At 45.2% G+C, this 20460-nt stretch carries 21 protein-coding genes; 12 read left to right on the plus strand and 9 right to left on the minus strand.

Annotated elements, in window-relative coordinates; all coding sequences use genetic code 11:
• Positions 1-103 precede the first annotated feature (103 nt).
• Positions 104-886 (plus strand): thiazole synthase, encoded by a 783-nt coding sequence (locus tag HL061_RS07035; RefSeq protein WP_201587609.1) that lies wholly within the window; start codon positions 104-106, stop codon positions 884-886.
• Positions 887-1020: 134 nt separating this feature from the next.
• Positions 1021-2448 carry a wax ester/triacylglycerol synthase family O-acyltransferase gene (locus HL061_RS07040; protein WP_252962661.1) on the plus strand — a complete coding sequence of 476 codons (1428 nt, stop codon included), beginning with the start codon at positions 1021-1023 and terminating at the stop codon, positions 2446-2448.
• Between the two features lie 57 nt (positions 2449-2505).
• On the opposite strand, the gene HL061_RS07045 is transcribed toward HL061_RS07040, so the two are convergent.
• The gene (locus tag HL061_RS07045) at positions 2506-3333 is read right to left on the minus strand and encodes an inositol monophosphatase family protein (protein WP_071003709.1); all 828 of its coding nucleotides are present in this window, start codon (positions 3331-3333) and stop codon (positions 2506-2508) included.
• A gap of 353 nt (positions 3334-3686) precedes the next feature.
• Positions 3687-5744, minus strand: a complete 2058-nt coding sequence (gene dxs, locus HL061_RS07050) for a 1-deoxy-D-xylulose-5-phosphate synthase (RefSeq protein ID WP_252962662.1) — start codon at positions 5742-5744, stop codon at positions 3687-3689.
• A 533-nt stretch (positions 5745-6277) separates the two neighbouring features.
• On the opposite strand from dxs, the gene ribA reads away from it, so the two are divergent.
• The 3 genes from ribA to HL061_RS07065 all read left to right on the plus strand — a co-directional run bounded on the left by ribA (position 6278) and on the right by HL061_RS07065 (position 8707).
• On the plus strand, positions 6278-6937 hold the full coding sequence (gene ribA / locus HL061_RS07055) for a GTP cyclohydrolase II (RefSeq protein WP_252962663.1): 660 nt from the start codon (positions 6278-6280) through the stop codon (positions 6935-6937).
• Between the two features lie 7 nt (positions 6938-6944).
• Entirely contained in the window at positions 6945-7943 is a 999-nt protein-coding gene (hemF, locus tag HL061_RS07060; RefSeq protein WP_252962664.1) for an oxygen-dependent coproporphyrinogen oxidase, read from the plus strand.
• A gap of 290 nt (positions 7944-8233) precedes the next feature.
• On the plus strand, positions 8234-8707 hold the full coding sequence (locus tag HL061_RS07065) for a cytochrome c (RefSeq protein ID WP_186475199.1): 474 nt from the start codon (positions 8234-8236) through the stop codon (positions 8705-8707).
• A gap of 270 nt (positions 8708-8977) precedes the next feature.
• On the opposite strand, the gene HL061_RS07070 is transcribed toward HL061_RS07065, so the two are convergent.
• The 3 genes from HL061_RS07070 to HL061_RS07080 all read right to left on the minus strand — a co-directional run bounded on the left by HL061_RS07070 (position 8978) and on the right by HL061_RS07080 (position 11380).
• Positions 8978-9952, minus strand: coding sequence for a mechanosensitive ion channel family protein (locus tag HL061_RS07070; RefSeq protein ID WP_252962665.1), 975 nt, complete (start codon positions 9950-9952; stop codon positions 8978-8980).
• A 77-nt stretch (positions 9953-10029) separates the two neighbouring features.
• On the minus strand, positions 10030-10587 hold the full coding sequence (gene gloA / locus HL061_RS07075; protein WP_252962666.1) for a lactoylglutathione lyase: 558 nt from the start codon (positions 10585-10587) through the stop codon (positions 10030-10032).
• A gap of 154 nt (positions 10588-10741) precedes the next feature.
• Positions 10742-11380, minus strand: a complete 639-nt coding sequence (locus tag HL061_RS07080) for a carbonic anhydrase (protein WP_093067434.1) — start codon at positions 11378-11380, stop codon at positions 10742-10744.
• A 431-nt stretch (positions 11381-11811) separates the two neighbouring features.
• On the opposite strand from HL061_RS07080, the gene potA reads away from it, so the two are divergent.
• From potA to HL061_RS07110, 6 genes are all read left to right on the plus strand, one after another.
• On the plus strand, positions 11812-13053 hold the full coding sequence (gene potA, locus HL061_RS07085) for a spermidine/putrescine ABC transporter ATP-binding protein PotA (protein ID WP_093067429.1): 1242 nt from the start codon (positions 11812-11814) through the stop codon (positions 13051-13053).
• The gene (potB, locus tag HL061_RS07090; RefSeq protein WP_093067426.1) at positions 13053-13931 is read left to right on the plus strand and encodes a spermidine/putrescine ABC transporter permease PotB; all 879 of its coding nucleotides are present in this window, start codon (positions 13053-13055) and stop codon (positions 13929-13931) included. The genes potA and potB overlap by 1 nt, the downstream gene beginning before the upstream one ends.
• Entirely contained in the window at positions 13931-14719 is a 789-nt protein-coding gene (gene potC / locus HL061_RS07095) for a spermidine/putrescine ABC transporter permease PotC (protein ID WP_071002411.1), read from the plus strand. The genes potB and potC overlap by 1 nt, the downstream gene beginning before the upstream one ends.
• 91 nt (positions 14720-14810) lie before the next feature.
• A complete protein-coding gene (locus HL061_RS07100) occupies positions 14811-15701 on the plus strand; it encodes a LysR family transcriptional regulator (protein ID WP_071002412.1) in 891 nt (296 codons plus the stop codon).
• Positions 15702-15927: 226 nt separating this feature from the next.
• Positions 15928-16380, plus strand: coding sequence for a PH domain-containing protein (locus HL061_RS07105; RefSeq protein ID WP_071002413.1), 453 nt, complete (start codon positions 15928-15930; stop codon positions 16378-16380).
• A gap of 88 nt (positions 16381-16468) precedes the next feature.
• The gene (locus tag HL061_RS07110) at positions 16469-16990 is read left to right on the plus strand and encodes a DUF2247 family protein (protein WP_197496645.1); all 522 of its coding nucleotides are present in this window, start codon (positions 16469-16471) and stop codon (positions 16988-16990) included.
• A gap of 200 nt (positions 16991-17190) precedes the next feature.
• On the opposite strand, the gene crcB is transcribed toward HL061_RS07110, so the two are convergent.
• The 4 genes from crcB to HL061_RS07130 form a co-directional block, all read right to left on the minus strand.
• The gene (gene crcB / locus HL061_RS07115) at positions 17191-17562 is read right to left on the minus strand and encodes a fluoride efflux transporter CrcB (RefSeq protein WP_071002415.1); all 372 of its coding nucleotides are present in this window, start codon (positions 17560-17562) and stop codon (positions 17191-17193) included.
• Positions 17563-17606: 44 nt separating this feature from the next.
• Positions 17607-18644 carry a tRNA (adenosine(37)-N6)-threonylcarbamoyltransferase complex transferase subunit TsaD gene (gene tsaD, locus HL061_RS07120; RefSeq protein WP_071002416.1) on the minus strand — a complete coding sequence of 346 codons (1038 nt, stop codon included), beginning with the start codon at positions 18642-18644 and terminating at the stop codon, positions 17607-17609.
• 221 nt (positions 18645-18865) lie between these two features.
• The gene (locus HL061_RS07125) at positions 18866-19369 is read right to left on the minus strand and encodes a c-type cytochrome (protein WP_071002417.1); all 504 of its coding nucleotides are present in this window, start codon (positions 19367-19369) and stop codon (positions 18866-18868) included.
• An 89-nt stretch (positions 19370-19458) separates the two neighbouring features.
• Positions 19459-19824, minus strand: coding sequence for a hypothetical protein (locus tag HL061_RS07130; RefSeq protein ID WP_071002418.1), 366 nt, complete (start codon positions 19822-19824; stop codon positions 19459-19461).
• A gap of 369 nt (positions 19825-20193) precedes the next feature.
• Between HL061_RS07130 and rpsU the strand changes: the two genes are divergently transcribed.
• Positions 20194-20409 (plus strand): 30S ribosomal protein S21, encoded by a 216-nt coding sequence (gene rpsU, locus HL061_RS07135; protein ID WP_010195908.1) that lies wholly within the window; start codon positions 20194-20196, stop codon positions 20407-20409.
• Positions 20410-20460: the final 51 nt, after the last annotated feature.

A 20460-nucleotide genomic window follows, 5' to 3' on the forward strand; every position in this document is an offset into this window, starting at 1 on the left:
TTAGAAATCTCGTTATATTTTTTCTGTCCACCTTGCCCGCTCGCCATTAGGATTTTTAGTTATGTCAGAGACCGTTAGCACTGCTACTCACCCGACACCACTTTTGCAAGATACCTTTACCGTTGGTAGTCGTACCTTTTCCTCTCGCCTGCTGGTCGGTACAGGCAAATATAAAGACCTGAGCGAGACTGGAGAAGCCATTGCCGCTTCGGCAGCAGAAATCGTGACCGTCGCTATTCGCCGTACCAATATCGGACAAAACAGCGACGAGCCAAACTTGCTCGATGTCATCTCCCCTGACAAATACACGATTTTGCCGAATACGGCTGGCTGCTTTGATGCCGAAACTGCCATTCGTACGTGCAAACTTGCGCGCGAGTTATTGGACGGGCACAATCTGGTTAAGCTTGAAGTATTGGGCGATGAAAAAACCCTTTATCCTAATATCACTGAGACCTTAAAAGCGGCGCAAGTACTGGTCGATGATGGCTTTGAAGTCATGGTCTATAGCTCAGATGATCCTATCGTCGCCCAAGAGTTAGAGAGCATGGGCTGCGTCGCTATTATGCCACTTGGTAGCTTGATTGGCTCGGGACTTGGTTTGCTTAATCGCCACACCCTCAGCCTCATCATCGAAAACGCCAAAGTACCTGTGTTGGTCGATGCAGGTGTCGGTACTGCCTCTGATGCTGCGATTGCCATGGAGCTTGGCTGTGATGGCGTTCTGATGAACTCAGCAATTGCCCATGCACAAAACCCTGTGATGATGGCACATGCCATGAAACATGCCGTATGGGCAGGCCGCGCCGCATTTTTGGCAGGTCGTATGCCAATGCGTAAGATGGCAACTGCTAGCTCACCGCAGACGGGCTATTTTTTCCAGTAAGCGCTTGCTCGGGTCAGCCCTAACAAAAAACCGATTATAAAATAATAAGACGGAAATCTGGTTGGGTCAGCACGCCGTCAGCTATCATTTTTATTCATTATCGTTTATTCATTATCGTCATAAAAGGATTTATTATGCGACTTCTCACAGCAGTCGACCAGTTGTTCTTACTTCTTGAGTCGCGTAAACAACCAATGCACGTTGGCGGATTGTTTTTATTTGAATTACCCGAGGGCGCTGATAGCGACTTTGTTTATCAGCTAGTAAAACAAATGCAAGAATCTGATGTACCGCCGAGCTTTCCGTTCAATCAGGTGCTAGAGCATTTGGTGTTTTGGAAAAAAGACAAAGACTTTGATGTTGAGCATCATTTACATCATGTGGCGCTACCGAGTCCTGGGCGTATTCGTGAGCTGTTGATGTATGTCTCAAGAGAGCATGGGCGACTGTTAGATCGTGCGATGCCTCTCTGGGAATGCCATGTCATAGAAGGAATTGAGCCAGAAGTAGAAGGTGGGCCTGAACGTTTTGCTTGGTATTTTAAGATTCATCACTCGCTCGTTGATGGTATCGCTGCCATGCGTTTGGTAAAAAAATCCTTATCACAATCCCCTACCGAACCCGTCTCGCTACCAGTATGGTCACTGATGGCGCGTCACCGTAATCAAATGAATGCTATTTTGCCTGCCGAAAGATCTATCAGGCGCATCATGAAAGAGCAGATATCTACCATCAAACCGGTATTTACAGAACTGATAGACAATCTGAAAAACCATGGTGATGAAGGCTATGTCGGTACGTTTGACGCGCCGATGAGTATTTTGAACAGGCGCATTTCCGCATCGCGTCGTATCTCGGCGCAGTCTTATGACATACAGCGCTTTAATAAAATTGCCGAAAGATTAAAAATCAGTAGAAACGATGTGGTATTAGCCGTCTGTGCTGGCGCTATTCGTCGTTATTTGATCTCAATGGATGCGCTACCCAGCAAGCCGCTGATTGCGTTTGTACCGATGTCACTGCGTACTGATGATAGTATATCGGGCAATCAGCTGTCATTTGTACTAGCGAATTTGGGCACACATTTGGACAACCCATTACGCAGATTGGAGCTGATCCATCGTAGTATGAATAATGGCAAACGTCGCTTTCGCCGTATGAATCAAGCGCAAGTCATTAATTACAGCGTCATCGCCTATGCATGGCAAGGTATCAACTTGGCGACTGGTATCTTTCCCAAAAAACAAGCCTTTAACCTCATTATTTCTCACGTTCCTGGTTCTGAGAAGCCGCTATATTGGAATGGTGCACGCTTACAATCACTGTATCCCGCTTCTATCGTATTCAACGGTCAAGCCATGAATATTACTTTGGCCAGTTATTTAGATAGAATTGAGTTTGGCATCACTGCTTGCAGTAAAGCATTACCGCGTGTCCAAGACATGCTCATGCTGATAGAAGAAGAGCTACAGTTGTTAGAAACTGTCAGTCAAGAGTTGGCGTTTGAAGGTATCACCGTTGAAGACAAACGCGCTAAAAAAACAAAAAAGCTGGCTCCTTAACGGAACCAGCTTTTTTATGTTTGACTCGCTCAGCGTTTAAGCCTGCTTATTTTATAATTAGAGCACATCGCCCCAAATTGGCACGACGGTTTGCATCAATGGCTTGAGCAGTTTGACGTTACAAGCAAAGATAGAGCCTGATGTCATAGAGTTGTGCGCGCCCGTGTGATCGACCACCACGCCGCGTGCTTCAGTGACGATAAGCTCACCTGCGGCGATGTCCCAAGGCTTAATCGACATCTCAAAATAGCCATCAAAGCGTCCAGCAGCAACATAACACAAATCAAGCGCCGCTGAACCCAGACGACGTACCTGACCACCAGCTTCAGAGATCTTTTGTAAGCTCTCAAAATGCTGCTTGGCATAAGAGATCACTTCGCCATTACGCTTACGCTCAAGCGGATGACCTGTGGTAAAGAAACCACCATCGATGGTTTTGCGTTCGCTGACGTTAATGCGGCGTTGGTTCAAACGTGCGCCTTTACCACGGCTAGCAGAGAACATCTCGTCACGGACTGGGTCATAAATGACACCGTGCTGCGTCACGCCTTTGTGCTGTACAGCGATAGATACGCAGAACTGCGGTACACCATGAACGAAGTTCTTAGTACCATCTAGCGGATCGATAATCCAGCACCAGTCGGCGTCTTCGCCGCGACCTTCTTGCATACCAAACTCTTCACCCAAAAATGAATGATTCGGATAGCTGGCTTTTAGGGTTTCAATCGTGAGCTCTTCGCTAAAGCGATCGATGCGCGTCACCAGACCATCAAGTCCTTTAGACTCGATATCTAACTCGATTTTGTGACGGTTTTGATGCGCATATAAAATCTCTTTACCAACTTTTTCAGCAGTACGCGCTGCGATGACGACCATGGGTTCCATAAATAACCTATTTGCTTGATGAATGAATATAAAAAATAAAACCAACTCTGTGCCCACAACATGCCAAACAGCCGCCGCATCACACCACATCTATGCGATTAGAAACGTGTCTTTTATAAATAAAAACTTATAAACGACACCCGCATTATACTAAAATTGTTCGATAAAAACGAAAAAACCGTCACGCTGACCAAGCCAATATTTTGGTGGTCATACAAACTGCGCAAGTTGTAAAAAAGTTGGCACCTACGGCTAGCAGGCGTTTGCTCTGTTTAAAGAGCGAGTATCTGTTTACAGTAATAGCTTTTAAAACAATAATTTGTAAATAATACTGCAAATCTAAAAAGTAAAATTTACGACAACAGTTGCTTAAGCTGCTTAATAACACCTGTCACATCCAAACCACAATCCGCCCACTGCTCAGCTTGCGATCCGTGCGCGATAAAGCGATCAGGAATACCGATGTTGCCAACAGCTGGACGCTGACGTTTAAAAGCAGCCGATTCATTGAGCAAGTATTCATTCACTGCACTACCCGCGCCACCCATAATCACATGCTCTTCTATGGTTGCGATATGCGTCACCCCTTGCGACAGTAAACTCTCAAGCATGGCTGTATCTAGCGGTTTTACCCAGCGCATATTGACCACATGTACCTGACACTCTAACGCTGTATCATCACTGGTTAAGCTCTCGGCCGCTTGCTGAGCAGTCGCAACCATCGTCCCAAAAGCCAATAGTGCTAGCTTATAAGGCGCATCATTGCTGCCCAATACTGACTCAATAACGGCTTCACCGATTTTATAAGTCTGTGCTGGCTGCTCGATAGCGGCGCCTGTACCGGTACCACGCGGATAACGAACTGCCGTACATCCTTGATACTCATAGCAAGTATTGAGCAGATGATAGCATTCGTTTTCATCTTTTGGCGCAGCAATCACCATGTTGGGAATGCAGCGTAAAAAGCTAAAATCAAACACGCCTGCATGCGTGGCACCATCTTCACCAACGAGGCCTGCACGGTCAATTGCAAACATGACATCGAGATTCTGTAGCGCCACGTCATGAATCAGCTGATCGTATCCGCGCTGTAAGAACGTCGAGTAAATCGCCACAATAGGTTTGACACCTTGCGTTGCCATACCGGCCGCTAGCGTAACCGCATGTTGTTCGGCAATAGCCACATCAAAAAAGCGTGTTGGAAAATGACGAGCAAAGTCAATCATGCCCGAGCCTTCTTCCATAGCAGGAGTAATCGCGAGCAACTTATCGTCTTCAGCCGCTTTATCGCATAAGAAATTACCAAATACTTGCGAGTATTTTAGCGCAGGTTTCGTGTTTTGCTTTAATGCTTCTGCAGATTTGCTCTGAGACTCATTATGAATCTCTGCTGGTAGCTTACTAATCGCGTGATAGCCGACCGGATCTAGTTCTGCTGGTGCAAAGCCTTTGCCTTTGGTGGTATAGATATGTACCAAAACAGGCCCTTTGACTTGCTTGGCAATTGACAACACACGTAGTAACTCAGGGATATTGTGCCCATCAAACGGACCAAAATAGGTAAAGCCAATCGCTTTAAATAAGTTATCTTCTAATTGCGGTACATCACGCATCTCTTTGTGACGTTTGCGGCGATCAAATGCTTGCATATCAGGACGCTGGCAAAGCACAGGCTCACCTGACTCAGAGATATCGACTTGGTAGCCCGACTCCCAAAGCATCGCTAAATGCCGCGAAAAACCACCGATAGAACAAGAAATCGACATATCGTTGTCGTTCAAAATGACTAGTAGATCGGCATCTTGTTGGACTGCATCGTTCATGGCCTCAAAAGCCATACCACCAGTCATCGCACCATCACCAATGATACAAGCAACCGTTTGCGCGAGGCCTTGATAGCGCAGCGCCAAGCTCATGCCCAAACCGGCTGAGATAGAGGTTGATGAATGCCCAACGCCAAATGTATCGTAGATAGACTCTGCACGCTCTGGGAATGCAGTCAGACCATCTTTTGATCTGATCGTTGCCAGCTGCTCACGGCGACCGGTCAGGACTTTGTGTGCATAGGCCTGATGACCCACATCCCATACAATCTGATCCTGCGGAGCATCAAGTAGGTAATGCAATACAATCGTCAGCTCAATCACACCCAAATTGGCGCCAAAATGCCCACCGCTTTGTCCTGCTGAATACAGCAAAAAAAGACGCAGTTCATCAGCCAGCGCAATCAGCTGAGTGGTTGAAAGCGTATTCATATCAGAAGGTGTGTTAATGGCATCAAGCAATGGCGTATGCGGACGCACGCGAGGAATCACAGTATAAGTCTGCTGTAAGCTCGATAGCTGGGCGGCAGAATCAGATACTGATGCAGATGAGGACTGAGACTTTGGGGAATGAAGTGACTGCTGCATAAACCGTACGATACCTACCAATCTGCTGACAAGACGTGTCTCCAATATAGCAATAGCTACAATTGAGAGACGTCAATAATATCTACATCATTATTGATGTAATCGACCATATAATTATTCATGCAACTTTACGTGTATATAGCTGCGCTACGTATCATATGAACACGCTACCACAGTAGATCGTGCCTCAAAACTACGTGCTTTAATACCAAGGACTATTATTATGCCCTATTATTTTGCATCAATATCGGATGTTAGTGACGACATAGTAATGTAAGGATAAAGACTTGTCACTGTATCCACCAAAATAGTATGGCATAATAGCATTTTTTTTTAATTGTCGCTTTAATCATCGTGCGTCGTCTGTGAACTTTGTGTGTTTTTATAATAAATACAATAAGCACGCGTTCTTTATGAAAAGGTTATACTGCTATCATCTTGGCCTTACCGTTCAGGCTAGAATGTTATCGCGGGTTTAATAGCATTATCACAAACCCTTCACCGCCACGACTTTAGGCTTATGCAGGACAGTAATGTCATATCAATTTATCACTAGTGCCAAACTACCCACTCGTCATGGCGAGTTTGATATTCATATCTTTGAAAACGACGAAGGCCAAGAGCATGTCATGCTGACCGTCGGTCTGTCTGTGGTCGATCAAACGACAGCACCTAGCTCAGATGACACGTCGTCGCAAAGACCAATTCCGCTGGTTCGGATTCATTCTGAGTGCCTAACAGGCGATGCGTTTAGCTCATTAAAGTGTGACTGCGGACCACAGCTCAATACTGCCATGCAAGCCATCCAAGAGTCAGGTTGCGGTGCGATTTTGTATTTGCGTCAAGAAGGTCGCGGTATCGGTCTGACCAACAAGATTCGCGCTTATGCCCTCCAAGATCAGGGACACGACACGCTGGATGCCAATCTCATGTTAGGCTTGCCTGCTGATGCGCGTATCTATGATATGTGTGGTCCGATGCTTGCCCATATCAGTGTCAACGCTGTCAGACTCATCACTAACAATCCAAACAAAGTTGCTTATTTGACGGAGCACGGTATTGACGTTGTTGAGCGAGTGCCTTTATTGGTCGGTGTCAACGATATGAACGCTGAGTACCTAGCGACCAAACGCGATCGTATGGGGCACATGCTCGATAAAGATTTTAATACAGCCATACACCTAAATAAATAGATGTCTTATGAGTATTTCAAATATAGATAACCAAGCAGACCTATCAACCGTAGCGTCAGAGACCACGCCAACCAGTCAAGACATCCTGCGCGTACGGGCGTTTTTGGTGGACCTACAGGCTCGTATCTGCGACGCCTTAGAGGCACAAGAACGCGATGGCGGCGGCAATGCAACTTTCGTCCCTGACGATTGGGAGCGCAAAGAGGGTGGCGGCGGTCGTTCGTGCGTATTGACAGATGGCACGGTCATCGAAAAAGCAGGCGTGATGTTCAGTCATATCCATGTCCACAATTTGCCTGCTTCTGCCACTGCACGCCACCCCAATATCGCTGGTCGCAAAGCGCAAGCCATGGGTGTGTCCTTAGTGGTACATCCCAAAAACCCAAATGTCCCAACCAGCCACTCCAACGTACGTTTGTTCGTGGCAGAAGCAGAAGGCGAAGCGCCGATTTGGTGGTTTGGCGGCGGCTTTGATTTGACGCCTTTCTACCCCGTACTCGCTGATTGTGTACACTGGCATCAGGTCTGTCATGATCTATGCGCGCCTTTCGGTGACCATATTTATGCTGATTTCAAACAGTGGTGCGATGAGTATTTTCATCTGCGTCACCGCGATGAGCAGCGTGGTATCGGTGGTTTGTTTTATGACGACGTCAGTACAGAGAGTCGCGGCTGGGACTTTGAGACTTGCTTTAACTTTATGAAGGCCGTTGGCAATGGTTACCTTGACGGTATCATGCCGATTTTTGAGCAGCGTAAAGATATGCCTTATACCGAAGCACAGCGTGAGTTTCAGCTCTATCGCCGTGGCCGTTATGTAGAGTACAATCTGGTCTACGATCGTGGGACTTTATTTGGCTTACAAAGTAACGGCCGTATTGAGTCGATCTTAGTCAGTATGCCACCTCTTGCCAGCTGGCATTATCGGTTTGAGCCGGCTGAGGGCACACCTGAGTTTGAGTTGACTGATTATTATCTCAAGCCGCGTGATTGGTTGGCTCTCTAAGCTTTTTTAAAGCTCAAGAATGTTAGGTTTGAGAGTGTAGGTCAGCGATTATCGTTGGCCTTTTTTATATCTAACAAACGATTTGCTAAAGGGGTTTTATATCATCCGATGATTACGAGGATATAACATTATATTGCTCCCATTCTGCCGATAAACGCTACAATAGTAGAGACTATTTCGCAGCCACTGTGCGCAAAAGAATCTTAAGAAATATTTTTATAATAATATTTGAGGTAAGGCAAGCGTGATAGCGATGCCTACTATTAGCCACGTTTAAAGGAGTAAGTCATATGGCACAGGTTTATACCAAAAAATCTTTGAAATCTTTTTTTAGCATCACCTTAATGGCAGCGGCGCTGGGTTTGACAGCGTGTAGCGGTGCAGGTGACGATCCTGATATCAAAGCGCGCCAAGACAGCATGAAAAGCTGGGGCGATGCGATGGGCGTCATGGGTGATATGGTCAAAGCCCCTGATACCTTTGATGCGGCGGTTTTCAAAGAGCAGGCATCATTCTTGGCAGAAGATGCGGCAAACCCTTGGAGTCACTTTGAAAACCAAGAAGCCATGGGCAACGCGACTGAAGCCGTATGGTCAAATGCTGATGGTTTCAGTGCTGAAGCGGACAACTTTCAAAAAGTGACGGCTGAGCTAAATGCTGCTGCACAGTCGGCTACTAGTGTCGAAGACGTCCAGGCTGCCTTTGGTGAAGTTGGTGCAAGTTGTAAATCGTGCCATACCGAATTTAGAGCAAAGAATGACTAACTTTTTGTACTGGCCTAGTATAATCAATCCTAAATAAAACAGATACATTATATATCAAGGTGGAACTGGTCTAAATTTTTCTTACGTGCTGTGCCTACGCTGCTCGATGCTGCGAAAAATTTATCCCAGTCCCACTGTATCGTTTTTATACTGAATTCACTATAGTTTGTAGAAAGACAAAAAAACCGCCATATCATTGAATATGACGGTTTTTTATTGCTCAAAAAACATCACGTGAAGACAGCTCTTTGAAATAACGCTCTAAGCAAATTACTCTGTCTCTGCTTTTTTGGCATTATCATCATCATTAACATTGTCATCTTGCTGCTTATTTATCTGCTTAACAATAGATTTCACTGAAGGATCGCTCAAATCTATTGTACGTATAGGGAAAGGAATATTGATACCGGCTGCATCCAGCGCTTTTTTGACTTCTACAATGACTTGATGAATAGAAGCGACTTTATTAGCCTGAGTGCCGTTATCAATAAACCAACGTACTGTCAAATCCATAGAAGAGCCGCCAAACCCTGTCGCAATTACGCTTGGCGTCGCTTTTCTCGATACGCTATCAACTTTATCCAAAGCTTGTAGAATCTCAGCTTTTGCTGTTTCGATATCATCCTCATAACCAATACCGACCGCCACTTGCAAGCGGCGCTGTTTGTAGGCGGTATTGACGGTTAATGCCGAGGTATACAGCTCCGAGTTTGGAATCACTACTTGCCGGCCATCATAAGTCTTGATGGTCGTTGCACGGATTTTGATATCTTCTACCGTTCCTTCGTAGTCCCCTGAGACGATTTGATCGCCGATACGAAACGGTTCTGAAATCAGCAACAAAATACCAGAGAGCAAGTTTTGAAAAATATCTTTAAAAGCAAAACCAATCGCAACCGAACCAATACCCAGCGCGCCGATTAATTTGGCTGGTGTAAATCCTGGAATAGCGACAACCATGGCGATCATAAAGCCAATAAACAGAATAAGCGCCCCGCCTATGCGCTGAAACACCTTCACCAAGTTTTGATGACGCACGCGCGCGCCTAAGGTTTTATGCACGACTTTTTTGAAAATAATCGACAACAGCCAAAAAATCCCCAACACAATGAGCGCCGCTATAAAATATGGAATGCGCTCGATAAAGCCACTTGCCAAGTCTTGCGTGGTATAGACCACTTGTTGATAGACGGTCACACCATCGGTTAGCGTGTTCGATAGGCGACTCACGTCGGGGGTGGGCATAAAGGGTTGCTCCTATTGCTGTTTTAGCGCGCGTTTAAGGGGATAAATAAATGAACATCTCACTGCTGTTTTGCCAGTTATGACATCAAATCAGCTTGTACGATTTCAATCCAGTAGCCATCAACATCCTTGATAAAGGCAATGTTTTTCATGCTGCCGTCTTCTGGACGTTTTTTGAACTCAACATCGTTCTTATCAAACCAAGCGATGGCTTCATCTAGGTTCGGTACGCTAAAACAAATGTGTCCAAAGCCTTGAGGGTCTTGGTTGCCATCATGATAGCTAAAGTCAGCTTTTGTCTCAGTGCCATAATTATGGGTCAGCTCTAAGATACCGCGCTGACGGAACGCAAAGATTTCTAAGTCATCACCAGCAGGCAGGTTCTCACGCTCGCTCTCAGTTAGCTTTGCCAAGAAATACAGATCAAACTCCATATCAGGGAATTTTTTGACCGCCAGCAACGTCATTCCCAAAACCCCAGTATAAAACGCCAATGACTTGGCAGGATCTTTGACGCGTAGCATGGTGTGGTTAAACGTAAAACCTGTCGTTTGCGTAGAGATTGACTGGACGCCATCTGTACTGATACTGCTCGCAGGCTGTGCGATGGTCGCATTATTATCGTTAGTAGACATAGTTATCCTAAGGTTATTCAAAAAAGAGTATTATAAATAAGCGAATCACGACTGTCATGATTCACTGCTGTCTCTCATCATAATAAAAAATGGCAAAATAATTGATAGGGTTTTGTAAGAATATGAACAAAGTATGTTCATGTTTAGATATATATTAGCTGTCTAAGAACCTCACCTTACCTGTCTCTAGGTCATACTCAGCACCCACAACAAGCAGTTGACCACTATTCGTCAAGTCCTCTAGTGCCCGCGATCCATGTCTGAGCTGACTCACTGACATACGCACATTGGCACGGATAGAGCGATCAACCAACTCATCGGCATCGACGTCTTGACCATTGGCCGTTGCCAGCTCATGCAAGTTATAGACACTTGGGCGAATGCGATCAACGATCGATTGCAAATTAGGAGAATAGTTCTGATCAGGATTGATCAAGGTCTCAACGCAGGCCGTGACCGCGCCGCATTTTGAATGTCCAAGGACTACCACCAACTTTGTGCCAAAGGCTTCGGCGGCAAATTCGATTGAGCCAATCTGTGATGGCGCCACCACATTGCCGGCCACACGTATGACAAACAAATCCCCCAAGCCTTGATCAAAAACAATCTCAACAGGTACTCGTGCATCCGAGCAGCCCAAAATAATCGCCAATGGATTTTGATCCTTGACCAATTCTGGGCGACGCTGCATATATTCATCGGTACTGGTGAGACTATCCACGTAACGGGCATTACCTTCTTTTAAAAGCTCAAGGGCTTCTTGACCTGTTGTTGGACGTATATCAGTAGGCATGAGAGATCCTTTATTATCAATAATATGAGAGTTATAAACGGCTTTATATACTTGTATGCAAACATAAATGGGCAGATGACTATTCACACTCACCCATCAGATGCCTTACGTTTGTCAGCCATACCGTGATTGTATAGGAATAGAGGCCAAAAAACGGTAAAAAATTTTGTTTAAATGTCGTTATACGCCAACTTATAACTGTAAAAATATAGCCGTAACCATCGCTGCTATGACGGTACGACTCGCGTAACTTATAACGAACTTGCACTGATTTATATCACGGGTTTGTTATAATACGCAGCAATCAGACAGCTATCAGGCAGCAATCAAATCGTGCTTACGCTCTTGCCAGTTTTTTGATGACATCGAGATACCTTGATGGCTGCATTGATTTACTGCTCTGATCTATTTGACGCTTAGGAACAGATATTATGACCGACCCATCGCCAAGCACGCACAAAACCTCTGCGTCACCTCAAAATGACAAGACGTTGCTGCAATTAAATGGTATCAAAAAAACCTACGATCAAACTGAAGTGTTAAAAGACATCAACCTTGATATCAAGCACGGCGAGTTTTTGACACTGCTTGGGCCCTCAGGCTGTGGCAAAACGACATTACTGCGCTTGATTGCAGGTTTTGAGCAGCCCAATGCGGGGACAATCTATCTAGATGGCGTACAGATGGCAGGCTTATCCGCTGATAAACGTCCGGTCAATACGGTATTTCAGCAGTACGCATTGTTTCCACATATGAGCGTCGCCCAAAATGTCGCGTATGGATTAAAGCTAAAAAAAGTGCCAAAAGCTGAGATTCAAGCTCGCGTCAGCGAGATGCTGGCTATGGTGCAGTTGGAGCATTTGGCCAATCGCAAACCGCAGGATTTATCTGGTGGGCAGCAGCAGCGCGTGGCGATCGCCCGTGCGGTGATCAATCGCCCCAAGCTATTACTACTCGATGAGCCACTATCCGCGCTTGATCACAAACTACGTTTGCAAATGCAATCAGAGCTCAAGCGTCTACAACGTGAGCTGGGCATTACCTTTGTATTTGTCACGCATGATCAAGAAGAAGCGCTGTCGATGTCAGACCGCATTGCCGTGATGAAAGACGGCATGTTCCAGCAAATTGGCACGCCTATTGAGATTTATGAGACTCCTGCCAACTTGTTTACTGCCAAGTTTATCGGCGAGACCAATCTGTTTAGAGCTGAGGTCAAGGGTGTCTATCCAGACCTTCCAGATCGTGATGGCAACGTGACCAATGGACGCATCGAAGTTGAAGTCTGTGAGGCTCAAGCGCAAGAAGGGCCAACAACGCTACGTAACTTGCGTCGACCCAATTTTGCCAATGATGTACAAGTGGGCGATATCGTCAATTTACTACTTCGTCCCGAAGACTTACGCATATATGATCCAAAAGATAATGAGCATAGCGGACTACTGGGGCGCGTCATCGAAAGTAATTATAAAGGCAGTACGTTAGACTCGATTATTGAATTGGCAAATGGCCATATCATTAAGGCCTCTGAGTTTTTTGATGAAGATGACCCAAGCTTTGATTACAAACTCAACGAAGGCGTCAAGGTCTCATGGGTTGATGGCTGGGAGTGGGTATTGCCAGAAGACGCTGACCATACAAACAAGGCGACTGTACAAAAGGATGGTAGCTGATGGCCCGCAACCACTTAGGCAGCAAAAGTCCGTTTCGTACGGCAACGCTCTGGCTGATCTGGGGTTGGCTACTGATATTTGCGCTATTACCAAATATATTGGTCATCGCGGTCAGTTTTTTAACCCGAGATAGCAGCGCCTTTATTAGCTTACCTATCAATATTGACAGCTATGTGCGCATGGTTGATCCGTTATATTTTGAGGTGTTCGTTCATTCATTGTGGATGGCAGGTATCACAACGGTTATCTGTCTACTGCTGGGCTATCCTTTTGCATGGCTCGTGTCCAAGGTAAAAGTGCGATGGCAGCCGTTACTCATGCTGCTGTTGATCCTGCCCTTTTGGACCAACTCTCTGGTACGCACCTATGCGTTAAAGCTGCTCTTCGCGAATAATGGCTTGATTAATAAGTCACTGCTGGCAATCGGTACCATTGATGCTCCTATCGATATTTTATATACGCAAGGCGCGGTCATTGCTGGTCTAACTTACTTATTATTCCCATTTATGGTATTACCGCTATATGCCGTGTTTACCGATTTACGCAATGACATGCTATTGGCTTCTCAGGATTTGGGTGCATCAAAAACACAGACCTTTTGGCATGTGGTACTACCACTGACGACGCCAGGGATTATCTCTGGCGTACTGCTCGTGCTGTTGCCTGCGATGGGTATGTTTTATGTGGCGGATATTTTGGGCGGCTCTCGCAACCTACTCGTCGGTAATATCATCAAAAACCAATTCTTAGACGCCCGTGACTGGCCGTTTGGTGCTGCTGCTAGCGTGTTATTGACAGTGGCAATGGCGGTATTATTACTGGCTTATCGCGCCAGTAGTCGCCGCATTGGCAAGACTGACTTTAACGAGGTGGCCTAATGTCTTATTCACGTAAGCTCAAGATTGGCAGTATCGCTGCCAAAGGCTATCTCGGTCTTATTTATACTTTGTTATATCTACCCATCATTGTTTTGGTGGTGATGTCATTTAACAAATCAAAAATTGGCTATAACTGGGGCGGCTTTAGCCTAAAGTGGTACGAGTCATTATTTAATAACCAAGCGATGCTCGATGCATTTTGGCACTCTATTGTCTTGGGTTTGGTCGCCGCTACGGTTTCGACTTTGATTGGTACGCTCACTGCGCTCGCACTACATCGCTATAACTTTCGTGGTAAAGGCTTGCTAAACGGGCTGCTATTTGTGCTGATGATGTCGCCTGAGATTGTACTGGCTATCTCACTACTGGCACTGTTTTTATTGATAGGTTTACAGCTAGGCTTTGTGTCTTTACTGATAGCGCATATCACTTTTTGCCTACCGTTCGTGGTCATTACTGTTTTTGCGCGTCTGAGCAGCTTAGATGAGCGGCTAATGGAGGCAGCGCGCGATTTGGGCGCATCTGAGTCGACGATGATACGTACGGTATTGATCCCCGTTATCTTGCCTGCGGTAATGGCCGGTTGGTTATTGGCTTTTACCTTATCGCTCGATGATGTGGTGGTATCGACCTTTGTCACAGGCCCCAGTTATGAGATTTTGCCGCTGCGTATTTATTCTATGGTGCGGGTGGGTCTCAAACCAGAAGTCAATGCGATAGGTACGTTATTGCTGGTCGCCTCGCTAGTATTGGTGGTCATCTCACAGCTATTATTACGGCGACGCTAGCAGCAATCACTCATTGACAACATCTATGAGTGAAAATCAACACAGTATCCACTATAATGAGTTCTTCTCACTTTAGCGGTTAGGTCTTATCATGCTTGAGCTTCGTCATCTTAATACCTTAACTGCGCTACGGGCGCATGGTTCACTTGCGGCAGCGGCCGATGAGCTACATGTCACGGCGTCTGCAGTCTCGCATCAGCTCAAAGAGCTAGAAAACTATTACGACGTCAGCCTCGTCAATCGCCGCACGCGCCCGCTTAGCTTTACACCAGCGGGCAAGGCCGTGCTAGCCTTAGCGGATAATATCATGCCGCAAGTCACGCGTACCAAAAACGATCTAAAGCGCTTGGCACATGGTCAAGCGGGCAGGTTACGACTGGCATCAGAGTGTCACAGCTGCTTTGATTGGCTCATGCCGATACTCAATCACTATCGCCGTGAATGGTCGGATGTCGAGCTTGATTTTGCCACGGGCTTTGAGCCTGAGCCGCATCATCTCTTGATGGAAGGCGATATCGATTTGCTTATTACCACCAGTGATTTACCGCTCGACGGTATTAGCTATCAGCCATTGTTTGAGTATGAGAGTCGCTTGGTGCTGTCACCAACGCATGATTTAGCGACGCAAGAATTTATTGAACCTAATGATTTGGTTAACGAGACATTGATTGCCTATCCGGTAGAAGCCAAACGCCTCGATATCATTGCCAACTTTATGACGCCAGCACAAGTGAGCTTTGAGAGTGTTCGTACCACAGAACTGACCGCGATGCTGATTCAGTTGGTCGCCAGTGAACGTGGCGTAGCGGCATTGCCTGATTGGGTGGTGGCTGAATATGAGAAAAAAGGCTGGGTGGTCTCCCGTCCATTGGGGGACGGCGTGTATTGTCAGCTTTATGCCGCAACGCGCACGGCGAGCCAAGATATGGCTTATATGCAGGGGTTTGCGAGTTTACTTGATGGAATTGTGAAGCCGTTGTAGTTTCATTACTAATTACTTTTTTATAGTGATGAAATATTATTCACCTTTTCATATCGTAATGAATGTTATGGTAAATAATGGTTCCCTAGCGAGGACTTAAATATTTGGCTGTGGGCTACTGGTATCAATGTTTTATCTCGCTGAAACAGTCACAATGTACTTCATGGTGTACATGAACTGAGCTTTTCGAATATAAAATTAACTAAGGGCTTTCTGCTAATAAATTATGATAAATACTGTATTTGCATCAAAGATCGATCTCTGGTTAGCTTTTTTAATATTAGGTTTTAGCTTATTACTCATTTTGGTGCCTGTAGGAGAATGGATATACAACAATAGTTCAATTAAAAGAACAATATTTATTAGTCTTTTTACTATGCCAGGTGCAATATTACTCTTATTAATATTTTTCAGCGTAAAGTACAGTTTGTCAGATGACGAACTGTTAGTGAATTATGGTTTTTCTACTCGAAGCATTTCATTGAAAGATATTACCCAAATCACTCCTACCAACAGTACGTTATCTGCTCCAGCACTGTCCTTAGATAGGATTGAGATAATATATAAAGGGGGTAGCATAGTGATATCACCAAAAGACAAAGATGGGTTTTATCATGCAATACAAGAACGTGTTCCTACATTAAAGAATGATGGTAATGATGGATTAATAAAGAATTAATAAAGAATTAGCCTATAGTTCGGTGCGCTATACAGGCATCGCACTGGCAGCCGTAACCAGTATCATTCAAGATATAGAGAAACTAAACGTGAAAAATATTAGTATTCCATTTTCTTTTTTAAAAGAAAACGATATTGTCTTATCTGAGAAGGAAGTCGATTTTGCTATCAGTCGCAAGATAATAGATTTACAAGACTTAGGAAAGATAGTTGACGTTTCCCTAATTAACTACCCTGACAGTAAATACTTACTTGAAATTGCTCTTGATATTTTATTGAACGGCAGCTATCTGAACCCTCATGTTCAATATTTAGAGATAGATGACAGTGGTGTAAGTAGAGAGAATGGCACCATAACTATAGATGATGAACGTGTAAATGATAGATTGCGATATATTATCTTACTTTGGTTATTTAAGAACAGACTTAACAGTGATGCTGACTTTAATAAGGTAAACAGCGTTTATGATGATTTTGGCTATCCTTCTGATATGGTAGGGTTTATCAGTTATATGCCTACTAAAGAAAGTGGCGATAAAGGAAGGAGCAACCTAATATATAATCACTGGCAGAGCTATCTAGAGACGTATAGCTATCTGTTAAAAACCTGACACTGTCATATTGACACAAACTATGCCGTCAAAACTAGAGATATAACCTAGTTACCTAGTCATCTTGTAATGTTGCGGTATACCCCAGCGGAACCAGTCATTATGCCCTCTAGACTCATTAACAGACCATTTAAAACAGACTGTATTTCGATAACCACTTAAATCAGACCACTCATTAAGCAGGTGATATCGATACAAGCTCAAAGTACGCACTTAAAAAAATAAAACCCAAGCGCGGTTGCTAATAATGTCAAGCCAACATGCAAACCAACGAGCGCTAAGCCTGCTAGCAGCCGCCCATCATGAATAAAACCAAATACTTCTGCACTAAACGTACTAAAGGTAGTTAACCCGCCCAAAAATCCGGTAATCACAAACACGCGCACATGATCAGATAAGTTGCTACCCATACGCTCGAACCACACCAGCGCAAGGCCAATCAGCAGGCCGCCCAAGACATTTGCGCCAAGCGTGCCAAGTGGTATCCAATGATGCAGTGGATTAAAGCGCGCTAAATAGCCACGTAAACATGCGCCTAATGCTGCTCCTAAGCCGATTGCTAGCCACTGCATAGACTGTCCTTAGTTCAAATAGGTTTGGTGGACAAAAGGCTCAATTATACGGCTGGCAACTCTGTCATTGGCCAGCGCGGAATACAGCTAACCGCCAGATCATCAGATTGCCCAGCTTGCAGGCGCTCAAATCCGGCATAAGCAATCATCGCACCATTGTCCGTACACAGCGCGGGCGGTGCATAGTGGACCGTTGCATTGATCTTAGCCAGCTCTGCCTCTAGCATCTCGCGCAGATGTATGTTGGCACTGACGCCGCCTGCAATGACCAGACGGCTCATACCTGCTTGCTTGAGTGCTTTGACGCATTTTTTTACTAGCGTATCGACCACTGCATATTGGAAGCTCGCGGCGATATCCGCGCGAATGTGCGGATCACTATCAGAGCCAGCAGTGTCTTTAATCAGGTTATGTACCGCTGTTTTCATACCACTAAACGAAAAGTCCAAACCTCGATGTAGCATCGGTCTTGGCAGTGCGTAAGCATCAGGGTTGCCAGCTTCTGCCAGTTTGGCAACATTAGGCCCACCGGGATAAGGTAAGCCTAGCATCTTAGCCACTTTATCAAAGCACTCACCCGCCGCGTCATCGATCGACTCACCCAAGATTTCATACTGTCCCACACCATGAGCGGCTATAAGTAACGTGTGACCACCAGAGACCAACAGCGAAACAAAAGGAAAAGCGGGCGGATTGGCACCCATAAGCGGCGCGAGCAAATGCCCTTCCATATGATGAATACCAATGGCAGGAATATCCAAACCATACGCCAGACTGCGGCCAAATAATGCGCCGGTCATCAACGCACCGATCAGCCCTGGCCCTTTAGTATAGGCAATCGCATCGATGTCGTTTTTACTCATATCACACTGCTCAAGCAGCTCGTTGAGTAAGGGCACGAGCTTACGAATATGATCACGACTGGCAAGCTCAGGTACAACGCCGCCATAGAGCGCATGTAGCTCAATCTGTGAGTACAGTACTTGCCCGACCAACCCTTGATTGTCATTATTGATCTGCTCGCTATCAAAGATCGCCAGCCCAGTTTCATCACAAGACGTCTCTAAACCCAATACCTTCATACTTTTGCCTTTATGCTTTTGTTTTCGGACTATTTTTTGCCGCGTTTTTATTGTATATCGCTTTAAAATTTTGAATAGCGAATCAAATCCGCTTCGCACAGCCAGTCATGTTGTTAAAATCGATAGTAATAGAAAACGCGCATAAAAAAACCGCCATTGTCAGTCACAATGACGGTCAGTTTAACAAATTTCAATGACTGGTATACTCTATATATACTATATCAGCTTACTGACGCGAGCATATAATCAACAGCGGCTTTGACTTGTGCCTCACTGACACCATTTACCGCTTGTGCTGGCATTTTATTAAAGCCCTTAGCGGAGTGCATGTATAGAGTCTCTTTATCTTTGGTCAGACGAGTCGCCCAAGCGGCTGTGTCACCATATTTCGGTGCATTCAATAAACCCGCTGTATGGCAGACTTTACAGTTTGACTCGTAAAGTTTAGCACCAGCATCTGCAGCGAGCACTTCAGGCTCAGCGACAACAGCAGTCTTTTCTTCAACCACCATGTCGGTAGTCTCAGATTCAGCCATAGGCTCAGGCACCGTAGTTTCAGATTCTGTTGCAACTGTTTCTTCAACACTCGTAGCAGCAGGTTCGTTGGCTGCGCTGGACGCTTCCGTAGTCGCGTTATCACTACTACAAGCGCTCAATACTAATAACGCACTTAGACTGATAACAGATAAACTCAGTCTTTTTATATGCTGCTGTATATCGATCATGACCTTACCTTTATTTGATGCGTCTGTGGCCAAATTTTTTGTAGCAGTTCATAGACTCACAATATTATATTACGAGTCTAATTAAAAGCTTATTCAGCAGGTGTTGCCATATCGGCGCTGTCAGTGGCAGCAGGCGCAGCCGCGGTATCAGCACTCTCTGTGGCTGGGGTTGTCGCGTCTGCCATGCTTGTATCCGCCGTACCTGCTTCAGCAGTGGCATCAGCTTCTGTCCCATCTGCAGCTGTTGCATCCGCCGCTGGCATCGGTGCCGCCTCTGGAAACTCCATGTCTTCTGCTTCAGGGGCGTTTGCGCGTGCCAGCTCAGCCGCTTCATCTACCATATCGATCGCCAATACTTCTTCGTGCTCTTCGCCGCCGCTACAAGCACTCACGCCCGCACCCAAAGCTACGATAAAAGCTGTGCTCAACGCTGTGTTTAATACTGTTTTTTTCATTCCAACATCCTCAATAAAATACGCACAAAACGGTTCATAGACCCTACAATATGGGAAATATCATAGCATAAACTCCCACTAAACCGTTATAGACCGTAGGGATTTTTTATTAACACTAAACTTTGTGCTCTAACTCACCTAAAACCTGACAGCTCAGCCTCGATACATTTTAAACAAAGTATAAATAGACAATAAACTGTTAAAATCATTGACTTTGTTGATATTTTTTATTAAAATACCTGCCCTTGCGCCAATGCGTGAGAATTGTCCTAGTTTGAGCTGATGCCTGTAATCTTGAGATATTACGGCTAAATACTAATACACAGCCAAACTAATGCCCTTATATCTCATCCTAATCGAGGAGTCTTCATGCCTGCAGTTAAGGTTAAAGAAAACGAACCAGTTGATATCGCTATCCGTCGTTTCAAGCGCGCTTGTGAAAAAGCTGGTGTATTATCAGACGTACGTAAGCGTGAGTTTTATGAAAAACCAACGCAAGTACGTAAGCGCAAAAAAGCTGCTGCCGTAAAGCGTTATAAGAAGAAGTTACAACGCGAAACTATTCGTACTACTCGTATGTACTAATCAATAATCTGATTAGTTAAGTACAAGTGCTACACTAACGCCACTGTTATC

The sequence above is a fragment of the Psychrobacter sp. PSP genome (assembly GCF_024085615.1).
GTDB lineage: Bacteria > Pseudomonadota > Gammaproteobacteria > Pseudomonadales > Moraxellaceae > Psychrobacter > Psychrobacter pacificensis.

Coding starts and splice junctions, on each gene's coding strand:
- potC (WP_071002411.1), top strand. CDS start 13,931: ATGTCTTATTCACGTAAGCTCAAGATTGGCAGTATCGCTGCCAAAGGC.
- gloA (WP_252962666.1), bottom strand. CDS start 10,587: ATGTCTACTAACGATAATAATGCGACCATCGCACAGCCTGCGAGCAGT.
- crcB (WP_071002415.1), bottom strand. CDS start 17,562: ATGCAGTGGCTAGCAATCGGCTTAGGAGCAGCATTAGGCGCATGTTTA.
- dxs (WP_252962662.1), bottom strand. CDS start 5,744: ATGCAGCAGTCACTTCATTCCCCAAAGTCTCAGTCCTCATCTGCATCA.
- HL061_RS07045 (WP_071003709.1), bottom strand. CDS start 3,333: ATGGAACCCATGGTCGTCATCGCAGCGCGTACTGCTGAAAAAGTTGGT.
- HL061_RS07070 (WP_252962665.1), bottom strand. CDS start 9,952: ATGCCCACCCCCGACGTGAGTCGCCTATCGAACACGCTAACCGATGGT.
- HL061_RS07125 (WP_071002417.1), bottom strand. CDS start 19,369: ATGATCGATATACAGCAGCATATAAAAAGACTGAGTTTATCTGTTATC.
- ribA (WP_252962663.1), top strand. CDS start 6,278: ATGTCATATCAATTTATCACTAGTGCCAAACTACCCACTCGTCATGGC.
- HL061_RS07080 (WP_093067434.1), bottom strand. CDS start 11,380: ATGCCTACTGATATACGTCCAACAACAGGTCAAGAAGCCCTTGAGCTT.
- hemF (WP_252962664.1), top strand. CDS start 6,945: ATGAGTATTTCAAATATAGATAACCAAGCAGACCTATCAACCGTAGCG.
- HL061_RS07065 (WP_186475199.1), top strand. CDS start 8,234: ATGGCACAGGTTTATACCAAAAAATCTTTGAAATCTTTTTTTAGCATC.
- HL061_RS07040 (WP_252962661.1), top strand. CDS start 1,021: ATGCGACTTCTCACAGCAGTCGACCAGTTGTTCTTACTTCTTGAGTCG.
- potB (WP_093067426.1), top strand. CDS start 13,053: ATGGCCCGCAACCACTTAGGCAGCAAAAGTCCGTTTCGTACGGCAACG.
- HL061_RS07100 (WP_071002412.1), top strand. CDS start 14,811: ATGCTTGAGCTTCGTCATCTTAATACCTTAACTGCGCTACGGGCGCAT.
- tsaD (WP_071002416.1), bottom strand. CDS start 18,644: ATGAAGGTATTGGGTTTAGAGACGTCTTGTGATGAAACTGGGCTGGCG.
- HL061_RS07130 (WP_071002418.1), bottom strand. CDS start 19,824: ATGAAAAAAACAGTATTAAACACAGCGTTGAGCACAGCTTTTATCGTA.
- rpsU (WP_010195908.1), top strand. CDS start 20,194: ATGCCTGCAGTTAAGGTTAAAGAAAACGAACCAGTTGATATCGCTATC.
- HL061_RS07105 (WP_071002413.1), top strand. CDS start 15,928: ATGATAAATACTGTATTTGCATCAAAGATCGATCTCTGGTTAGCTTTT.
- potA (WP_093067429.1), top strand. CDS start 11,812: ATGACCGACCCATCGCCAAGCACGCACAAAACCTCTGCGTCACCTCAA.